We start from the raw sequence: 7,240 nt of genomic DNA on the forward strand, positions 1-7,240 counted from the left end.
CGCTTGGTTGCCGGGTCCGATTGGCCAGCCATGGGGTGAACCAGGCGCACCCAACCCGGTGGCGGTCGGCGGGGCGATTTGCAGGCTCGGGTTGAACCCGGCAACACCAGGCGCACCGCCGGCAATCGGGAACTGACCACCGCCGCCCATGGAGTTGAGCATCCCGAATCCCCAGTTGAGCGCGCCTAATCCGAGCTTCGCGGCCCCGAATTCCCACGGTGCTTTGGTGCCAAAAACGTTGGACAGCCCCAGCTCATCCGCGATACCGCCGAGCAGTCCGCGTCCCAGTTCTTCGGCAATGTTGTATTGGTCGTCACGTCTTTCGCCCCGACGACCGCCCTCCCTGCCTCGTTCGTTGGCCCGCATGTTGGCAATCGTAATGTCTTCTTCGGCATGATGTTTGCGTTGTTCTAGCGTGGCGATTTCCGCGTCGAGCGCCGCTAATTTCTTCTGCTCTGCGGGGAGTTTCTGCCGGTCAGGATCGGACGCTGGCAGGCTGGATAGTTGGGTTACCGTACCCTGGGTAGCGGCCCGTTCCTGTGTCTTAGCCTGAATCTGCCGCTCGATGTCGTCTTTTCGCTCGTTAGCTTCTTCAATCGACTTCTGTTGCTCCAACTGTTGAGAGGGCGTCATGCCCCCGCCGCCAAATCCACCGCCACCAGGAGTGCCGAAACCTGCTGACATTGCAGAGAATCCACCACCACCACCACCCGAAAGCTGGGTACCAGACGGGTAACTGCCGAACGCAAGTCCTGTGTCATTCGGACCCATCCCCTGCGGGTAACCACCGCCCACGGTGCGGATATGCACGTGGTCCCGATGGTTCTGCGTCGCCCCTCCACGATCTTCCATCCTGGAGCTACTGCCATCTGGATTCCATTGTGTCTGTTGCCATAACGCATACATGACGCCTTGCTGCTGCAAAGCCCAGTTCTTTACAGCATTGCCCAGCCCGGTGTCATCACCGACCATGAAATCGACTGCCTCACCGGACGAATGCTCGTTAAAACCGTCCGGCGACCGGTAGAGGTATTCCTGATGGCCTGGTGACATCTGAGCCAAAGCGTCGGCAATACGAATCGTATCGATCTGTGCGCCAGCGATATTCACACCGAATTGATCGACCTGTCCACCCTTCTCAAAACGCCCGGCGTTCAACAGTTTCAGCAGCGGACCATACCTCTCGGTTGCTTCTTTGTTCATCACGAATTCGCCAGCCGTGGCACGGATTAACACGTCATCAATGCCGCCCTTGCCACCACCGACCATACCCAGACTGTCGAGAATGCCTGCGAAAAGACCCATTCCAACCGAACCGCCACCGGCAAGACCAACCGTGCCGTTACTGATGGTCTCCCACGCGCCAAGACCCTGCGGCGAATTACCGCCCCATCCGGTGAACGCGGTACGCTCGGCAATGATCATTTGCTCCTCAGGCGTGGCCTGATCAGCACGAGGCGCAAACTGCTTGCCGCCGAACATATCCCATGTACTGGGCGCGAACTGCAATCCGCCGTAGTGCCCGTTATGTCCGGTGTCCGCGTTCGACCAGTTACCGCTCGCCTCGGCCTGGACAACCCGATTCCACAGATCCCGATGCGGAATGCTGTAACCCGAATCCTGCGGTGCGAAACTCGGTAGCTGGCCTGATGGCGTCGGCGTTCCCGGTTGATTGAACGGTGTTGCGAACGGAAGTTGAGTGGGCGACGGTGCAGCCGGTGCGCCTGGCGGAGCAGAACTGCGTGGTGCGCCTGGCTGACCCGGCGTATTGGGGTAGTTGAAACTTGGACTCTGGTAGTCATTCCAGTATGAAAAGCCCTGCGGTGGCGGGGTAAACATGTTCGATGCGGAGTCCGCCGCGCGGTCGAAGGAGTTTTTCAGCTCGTCGGAATGCTTGATGGCATCGTCAAAAAGCGCGTCCATCTTCGGCTTGACCTTGTCGATGGCTTCGCCGATAGGGTCGCTCAAGCCGAATTTGCCTGACAGATCGAGCATTTTGCCAGCGGTGTCGAAGTGGCCAGACAGCGCCTCGACGGCAGCCGCGCCAGCCAGCACCATCGACACGAAACCCTCAAGCGGCGGTGCCATCGCTTGCAACATTCCCAGAAACGTGTCGGCGAAGTCTTTGATCTCCGGAATATCGTCAATGAACGAATGGCCGAATTGCTTTACCTTGTCGATGATTTTTTCATGGTTCTCGTCAAACCATGTCTTGACTCGATCTAGCGCGTGCTCCAAACCGCCGAGCGCCGCCTCGCCAAACGGGGCGAGCATACCCTCGACGTGGTGCTTGAATTCCTCAATCGAGTTGTTGAGATCCTTTGTCTTGTCGATGTATTGAGCCGCCGCGTCAGCGTTGGAGTTGTAAGCGTCGGCGGAACTGTTGAGAACCGAAAGTAGCTCTGGCGCAACGGCGATCAGGTCGCTTGCTTGACGATGAAAATAAGTACCAGCGAGCTTATCGGCTTCGACTCTATTACCCGAATTCCATGCGTCCACAATGTCTTTGATGACGCCCTTGAGATCGACGCCGTTTTTCCCCATCTCTTTGAGGCTGCCCGAAAGGCTGGTCATAATCGCCTTCGCAGGCAGACCATGCTTTTCGAGATCCGCGACGAACGTCGCTGACTGACCTAGCGATAGACCAAACGTACTAAGTACCGTTGCTGCATCACCACTGAGGTCGCTGACTAGGGTGCCCACAGATTGGCCTGCGTCCTGGCTGACTTTGACTAGCGTGCCAAGTTGGTCGTTGACCTCGGCGGCAGGTACCTTGAAGTCATTGAAGATCGACGCAACGTCTTTGGCCTTGAGGTTGCTAAACCTGCCGCTTAGTTCCTCGACGGTCTTGGCCAACTGATCGAGACCGGGACCGGGCTGCATACCCAGCATTTGGGATAGCTGCGCGTAAGTCTGTCCGAAATCCTTACCCGCAACGTCCAGCGTCGAAAACAGTTGCGAAACGTGCTCATTCATGGCCTGCGCGGCTTCGCCTGTCGCGCCAGAGAATTCAAACGTTTGGATACGCAACTGGTCGTAGGTCTCACCGACGTCAATAAGCTTTTCGGTCAACGCTTCCGCACCGTGCAACGCCTCGTCAAAGAGGTGTTCACCTAGGTGTATGACGCCTTCCATTGCGCCACTGAGCATTTGGAAGCCAACAACCATCGAGCCGCCGACCAGGCCACCGAGCATTGACGACGCGCTAAACGCGCTACGGCTCGCGGCGTTGAAGTTTTCCACCTTGTCGTTGTAGTCTTGCTGTGCGACAGTCGCTCTCGTCGTCGCGGCTTCAACGTCCTTAGTTGCCTGCGCCTGATCTCGACGGGCTGACACAAACGAACTCATCGATGCAGTCTGCGTCTTATCGTTAACGAGTTCTGTTGCGCGCGCGAGACGTTCCTCGGCTTCTCTCAGCTCGTTAGCCGCTACGGTTGACGCTCGATATGCCTCGGGCAACTGACCTTTCAGCTTCGCCGCCAACTTCTCATCGACTTGCGCACCGAGCTTGTCGATGACTCCGCCCAGTGCGCCGAAATCGCCAGAGTCCAGCTTCTTTTGAAAGCCCGCCATGAACTTCGCGCCGAATTGACTGCCCAAGTTGTCAGCCCCGCCGCCGCCACCGAAGCCCTCCTCGAACGCTTTGCGTGCCTGCTGACCAGCTTCTTTCAGCTTCGGCGTGACCTGGCTCGTTTCCGGCATCACCGGAATCCACAGTGCTGCAAGGTTTATCCCGCCGCCTGGATGCGTCATTTTAGCTCACCTGATATGCCTTTCGGTTGCGAGCGACCAGGGGACACAGCCCTAGCGGAAGGAAAGTGGACGCGGGCCGCGTCCCCTGGTGCTCTGCCGAGCCCCGCCAGTGAAAATCCGATGAAAGCTGGCTGGACAAGTTCATGATGCGTTCTGTTCCAGTTCGTTTCGTACGCGGGCATAGAATGCACGCCCGTCGTCGCTGGTACTGCGCGGGTAGCGGTTTGCGCGGTTACAGGCCACCAGTTGCCCCAATTCGTCACCGTGCGGCTGACGGCGCGACGGGTACCGACGCGCCCGGTTGGCTTGCATGGCAGTTACCAGTGCCGTATCTGATTGTGGCTCAGACTGATTCCTCGTCTCGACAAACGCTGGCTCGATCCCTGGTGTGGCGCTGACCATTTCGTCGGTGCGCATGAAAAGCGAACGCAGCTCGCCGTTTTGGGCCAGAGCTAATACCTCGTCGGGGTCTTCGCCAAGCTGGCCTGCGAGACTCCTTACAGCGGTGCTGGTTTCGATGTAGCCCGGCTGGCTCACCGGCGACGCCTCCACTAGGCGAACACTTTTCAGATACCGGACCAGGGTCGCCCCTTCGCGCCGCCACTCGTCGCCACCGGGTAGGCACATGAAGCCAGCGGAGCTATGGTTTAACCTGTTGGTACGCACCAATTCCCACGCATCCCTACCGGCCATAGTGTTGGGCAGCAACGCTCGATACGATGCCCCGACGTTCGGATCATCGTTAATCTCAAGTGTTCTCGACTCGGTGGTGGCCAGCAGGTAACGCGGATCATGCTCTAACCGGCAGACGATATCCAGCCCGTCCGCGAGCGACTTACGAAGGGCCGCAGGCGACATCACCTCAAAGAAGCCGCCAGGTAACAGGCGACTACGCTTGTTATAGGGTGCGAACACCCCGCCGATCCAGTGCTGCTCACCATCGTCGCTGGCCTCGGTTGCCGTTGGCCAGTAGCGTAATTCAGTATCGGGCAGTTGAGTACCCCTGTTGCGACTCATGTTAGGTACCTCTGTATCTCTTGAGCTGCGAGGTCTGCTGCTTCAGCGTGACCACCGACACCCAATGCGATGTATGTCGACCAGCCGCCCATTGCGTGATTCAGCGCATTGACTAAACAGGTCGGGCACAACGCGATTTCATCGATTACGCGAGTATATGCGTCGGGGTCGTTCTCAACCAACGCGAGGATCATTCTCCAACAGCGGACCCAATTATCCTCGCACACATGGTTTGTCATCATGCAATGCCCCGCTCCCGCTCGTAATCGTAAGCGCGGTCACATTCCTCGTGCACGACGGTTTTGATGGTGGCATGGTCAACGTTGCCTGGCTCATCAAAAATCACCGCCCAGAACTGGATTTCGGTGCTCACCTGGTCCCAGAACTCGGCGCGTAGATCGGGATGGACGGCCATAATCAGACCGCTATAGCGGATGGCGGTCGTTAATCCGTTGTAGCGCTTCAGCAAGTCGAGAAGCTGCACCAAGAACTGCCGCGCCTCGGGCAGATACGCAATGGTCTGATACTCGTCGTCTTCGCGTTCGGCCTGGGGCCTGTCGTGGTAACACGTCATCAGAAGTACCCCTTCGGCTTCGCGAAATTTACGGGGCTGGGGTCGTAGATGCCGCCGCACGCAACGGGTTTCGGCGGCTGCTGCCTGAGGTTGTACTCGATCAGCGCCGGATGCTTGGCTGCCTTTTGCGCCTCGGCGGTCTCGGGACCGATCCGGTGCGGCATTGGGCCATCGAGTGTTTCAGATGCATCGCCGCTGGCCAGCATTCTCAACCCTTGTACCAGAGGAAATTCCAGCACATCACCGCGCTTGGCGTTATACACCGCGCCGTTATTGCTCGTCCAGACCGATCCACCGATTCCGGTGTACAGCCTCACCTTTAGTGTTTTTTCGGTTTCCTTCATTGTTACTTCCCTTTCTTTGCGTCCCAACCTCATTGAGTCATTTGGCTCTGTGTGTTTACCCTCGGCTCGGTTCGTTAGAGAGGCCAGGGAATCCCGTGCCTGCGTTGTTGATTGCCGCTCCCGCTGTCTTGCCAGTAGTCCTCTTGGCGCTGCCGAGATTGAAACTCCCGTCCGCGTAGGACGATTCGCCGGTTGGCGTGCTGGTGTAAGCGTCTGCGACTGCGGCGGTGCCTGCCTCACGATTCATCCGCGTGGCGTCGGCAGGCTGCCCATAGACTGCTGCTGCCGCACTGGTTGCGCGTGGGTCTGGCTGCGGCACAATGCCGTTAGTTGTTAACGCCATGGTTTGTACTCCGTTCGATGTTTGATTCGTCGTCTGATTCGTCCTCGTCGTCACCGGGGTTGGCTGCAACCTCGGCAACATACTCGGCTGTCCTGTTTTGTAATCTGGCCATGATGCGGTCATAGTCGCCCAGCGCTTCCAACCTCGCCTCGGTGCTGTACATCGGGCTGTCACCAAACCAACCGTCAATGAACTCTGCCAAACGCTGAAGCATGACAACGTAAATCGGGTTCGCATCGAGCACCGTTTGCGGTGTCAGGTCGAGCTTTTCGGCCAGATCTTTGGTGTAGTAACCGCGCACGCGAAACGTCATAGGTACCAGGTGATTTACCTCGTAGGCGTCGTTCTCGCCTGAAAGCAAAGTGCCGTCACACCAAGAGAGTACGTTTTTGGCGGACTTTTCTAGCTGCTTGCGCAGCACCGCTCGGGCCATGGGCGACAAGTCGTCGTTTGTATTGGGATTGAGTACGGCCCAAGCGCATTCGGCGATATCACGCACTTCATCGCGGGTGATGATCACGGGTGGTTGATCTTCGATGTAGGTCACTGTGCTCTGCTCCTTCGACCCGCCATGGCTGAGACGGTGGCCAGCCTGCCGCCGCTTTTCTTCTTACGTACCGATCGCAGATCTTTGAGTAGACCCTGGCATTGGCGACTGAACCGATCACGCCAGCCCATGTCTAACTGCGGATTGTCCATGGCCCTAGCGAAATCTTTGAGCTGCTGGACGATGAAGGGGTGCTCAGCGGCTTGCGGTATCAACTCCAACTCTGCCAGCATCGCCAACTCGTTAAGACCGGGCGAGGCTGGCGGTGGCAATTGCTGGGCACCGGGAAGCGCGATCACATTACTGCCCTTGGCGGCGTGACTGGCTCGCGGCTTATCGAGACGCCTAGCACGCTGATTACGTTTGGCGGCGGTGGCCTCGGCTTTGCGCTGCTCGTCGGTACGGTCGACTGCCGCACAACAAATCTGGCAGCGGCACCCCTTGGCGTATTTCGCTGCCCCATGCGGACCTGATAATTCGTTTCCCATGGCCCAGTCGATTTTACGGACCGAAACGTATAGGCGCACATTGGGATTCACCACGTCAAAACGTCGATACAAATCACGGGATTGTCGATACAGTTTGCGATGGATTACCACCGGTCTCTTATACACATCTCCGAGCCCACGAGACGCGTAGTAATCTCGTATTCCGGTTGCCGC

The 7,240-nt window shown here is 57.9% G+C and carries 6 protein-coding genes; all 6 read right to left on the reverse strand.

The features are described 5' to 3' along the window. Positions 1–3,753 (reverse strand): transglycosylase family protein (locus A5782_RS27075; protein WP_304440352.1); only part of this gene is annotated, 3,753 nt, incomplete at its 3' end. A gap of 141 nt (positions 3,754–3,894) precedes the next feature. Then, on the reverse strand, positions 3,895–4,770 hold the full coding sequence (locus A5782_RS05195) for an HK97 family phage prohead protease (protein WP_082942786.1): 876 nt from the start codon (positions 4,768–4,770) through the stop codon (positions 3,895–3,897). Between the two features lie 238 nt (positions 4,771–5,008). Further along, positions 5,009–5,344, reverse strand: a complete 336-nt coding sequence (locus A5782_RS05200) for a hypothetical protein (protein ID WP_067096120.1) — start codon at positions 5,342–5,344, stop codon at positions 5,009–5,011. Beyond that, positions 5,344–5,688 carry a hypothetical protein gene (locus A5782_RS05205; protein ID WP_067096123.1) on the reverse strand — a complete coding sequence of 115 codons (345 nt, stop codon included), beginning with the start codon at positions 5,686–5,688 and terminating at the stop codon, positions 5,344–5,346. The genes A5782_RS05200 and A5782_RS05205 overlap by 1 nt, the downstream gene beginning before the upstream one ends. A 326-nt stretch (positions 5,689–6,014) precedes the next feature. Continuing rightward, complete coding sequence (locus tag A5782_RS05210) at positions 6,015–6,578, reverse strand: hypothetical protein (RefSeq protein ID WP_067096126.1); 564 nt, start codon at positions 6,576–6,578, stop codon at positions 6,015–6,017. After that, on the reverse strand, positions 6,575–7,240 hold a 666-nt coding region (locus tag A5782_RS25985; RefSeq protein WP_231986597.1), incomplete at its 5' end, for a hypothetical protein. The genes A5782_RS25985 and A5782_RS05210, both read right to left, overlap by 4 nt.

The sequence above is a fragment of the Mycobacterium sp. 852002-40037_SCH5390672 genome (genome assembly GCF_001665875.1).
Classification (GTDB): Bacteria; Actinomycetota; Actinomycetes; order Mycobacteriales; family Mycobacteriaceae; genus Mycobacterium.

Excerpts from the sequence above, each read along its gene's own strand:
- A5782_RS05195 (WP_082942786.1), bottom strand. The coding sequence starts at position 4,770 with ATGAGTCGCAACAGGGGTACTCAACTGCCCGATACTGAATTACGCTAC.
- A5782_RS05200 (WP_067096120.1), bottom strand. The coding sequence starts at position 5,344 with ATGACGTGTTACCACGACAGGCCCCAGGCCGAACGCGAAGACGACGAG.
- A5782_RS05205 (WP_067096123.1), bottom strand. The coding sequence starts at position 5,688 with ATGAAGGAAACCGAAAAAACACTAAAGGTGAGGCTGTACACCGGAATC.